Raw genomic sequence first — 2,563 nt, forward strand, 5'->3', positions numbered from 1 at the left:
ATGTTGATTTCCATCCAGAAGTGACCCACTTGGCCCGGTGATTTCCATCTAAATCTGACCCACGTGATAACCCTAACCTGCTGCTTTTAGCAGCAGGAGCACAGGAGTGATTGACGTGGCGACACTGAGTGTCATCAGGCGTTGGGCACTGCGAGAGCAACTGTCCATCCGAGAGATAGCCCGGCGCACGGGCTTGTCTCGCAACACCATCCGCAAGTACCTTCGCGAGGGCGAGGCGGCGCCCAGCTACGCGAAGCGCATCAGCCCGAGCAAGCTCGACGCGTTCGCCGAGAAGCTCGGCGGCTGGCTCAAGAGCGAGGCGTCTAAGTCACGCAAGCAGCGGCGCACGCTCAAGCAGATGCACGCCGATCTGGTGGCGCTGGGCTACCAGGGCTCCTACAACCGCGTGGCGGCCTTTGCACGAGCGTGGCATGCGCATCTCCACGAGGTCCAGCAGACGACCGGGCGCGGCACCTTCGTGCCTCTGGCCTTCGGTCCCGGCGAGGCATTCCAGTTCGACTGGAGCGAGGACTGGGCCGTCATCGCTGGTGAACGCACCAAGCTGCAGGTGGCGCACTTCAAGCTCAGCCACAGCCGTGCGTTCATCGTGCGCGCCTACCTGTTGCAGACCCACGAGATGCTGTTCGATGCGCACAACCGGGCCTTCGAGGTACTCGGGGGCGTGCCTCGGCGCGGCATCTACGACAACATGAAGACCGCCGTGGACAAGGTACGCCGCGGCAAGGAGCGCGACATCAACGCGCGCTTCAGCGCCATGGTCAGTCACTACCTGTTCGAGGCCGAGTTCTGCAACCCGGCCTCGGGCTGGGAGAAGGGCCAGGTCGAGAAGAACGTGCGTGATGCGCGCCACCGGTTGTGGCAACCTGTGCCGGCGTTCGCCACGCTGGCGCTGCTCAACGACTGGCTGGAGGACCGCTGCAAGGCGCTGTGGGGCGAGATCGTCCACGGCAAGCTGCCAGGGACCGTAGCCGATGTCTGGGCGCAGGAACGGCCACTACTGTTGCAGATCCCCAGACCCTTCGATGGTTTCGTGGAACACACCAAGCGCGTCTCGCCCACCTGCCTGGTGCACTTCGAGCGCAACCGTTACAGCGTTCCGGCCTCCTACGCGAACCGGCCAGTGAGCCTGCGCGTGTACGCCGAACGCCTCGTCGTGGCGGCCGAGGGCCAGATCGTGTGCGAGCACACGCGCATCATTGACCGTCGCCACGACACCGCAGGTCAGACCGTCTACGACTGGAGGCACTACCTGGCAGTGCTGCAACGCAAGCCAGGAGCGCTCAGGAACGGAGCGCCCTTCAGCGAGCTGCCGCAGGGCTTCCGGCGGCTGCAGGCCGCGCTGCTGAAGCAGCCAGGCGGAGACCGCGAGATGGTGGAGATCCTGGCGCTGGTGCTGCACCACGACGAGCAGGCAGTGCTGACCGCGGTCGAACTGGCGCTGGAAGCCGGCGTGGCCAGCAAGACTCATGTGCTGAATGTGCTGCACCGACTGCTCGATGCCAAGCCCATTGCGCCGGCGCCTGTCACGGCACCGCAGGCACTGCGCCTGATGAACGAGCCGAAGGCCGATGTGCTGCGCTACGACACGCTCCGGGGGCGTGCCAGCGCTGCTGGCGGCCTGCGCGGGCCGCTGAACTCCAAGTCGAGTAGCCAGGAGGTGCGCCATGCGACATGACCCTGCCAGCGGCGCCATCGTGATCATGCTGCGCGAACTCAAGATGCACGGCATGGCCCAGGCCGTCGCGGAGCTGGCCGAGCAGGGATCGCCGGCCTTCGAGGCGGCCCAACCGATGCTCTCGCAGTTGCTAAAGGCAGAGACAGCCGAGCGGGAGGTACGCTCGGTGGCCTACCAGTTGAAGCTCGCTCGCTTCCCAGCCTATCGCGATCTCGCTGGCTTCGACTTCGCCAACAGCGAGGTCAACGAGGCGCTGGTGCGTCAGCTACACCGATGCGAGTTCATGGACGATGCGCAGAACGTGGTGCTCGTGGGCGGTCCGGGCACCGGCAAGACCCACATCGCCACGGCGCTGGGCGTGCAGGCCATCGAGCACCAACACCGCCGGGTGCGCTTCTTCTCGACGGTAGAACTGGTCAACGCACTCGAGCAAGAGAAGGCCAGTGGCAATCCCGGCCACATCGCGCACCGACTGATGTACGCGGACATGGTGGTGCTCGATGAACTGGGCTACCTGCCGTTCAGCGCATCAGGTGGCGCGCTGTTGTTCCATCTGCTGTCCAAACTCTACGAACGCACGAGCGTGGTGATCACAACCAACTTGAGCTTCAGCGAGTGGGCCAGCGTCTTCGGCGACGCGAAGATGACGACGGCGTTGCTGGACCGGCTCACGCATCACTGCCATATTCTGGAGACCGGAAACGACAGCTTCCGCTTCAAGCACAGCTCGGCTCAACCCGTTCAAGCAGTCCAACCTAAAAAGGAGAAAGCCAAGAACTTATCCACACCGTGAGCCGGCTGGCTCGCAAAGAGGGTGGGTCAATATTCGATGGAAATCGCGGGTCAGGATTCCATGGAACTCAACAA

2 protein-coding genes are annotated in these 2,563 nt (G+C 63.9%); both read left to right on the forward strand.

What is annotated here, in order from left to right; translation table 11 throughout:
• Positions 1 to 106: 106 nt before the first annotated feature.
• On the forward strand, positions 107 to 1,696 hold the full coding sequence (gene istA / locus ACWV14_RS39075) for an IS21 family transposase (RefSeq protein WP_454901620.1): 1,590 nt from the start codon (positions 107 to 109) through the stop codon (positions 1,694 to 1,696).
• A complete protein-coding gene (istB, locus tag ACWV14_RS39080; protein WP_454901618.1) occupies positions 1,686 to 2,489 on the forward strand; it encodes an IS21-like element helper ATPase IstB in 804 nt (267 codons plus the stop codon). Before istA ends, istB begins: the two co-directional genes overlap by 11 nt.
• Positions 2,490 to 2,563: the final 74 nt, after the last annotated feature.

The organism is Variovorax durovernensis, assembly GCF_977011995.1.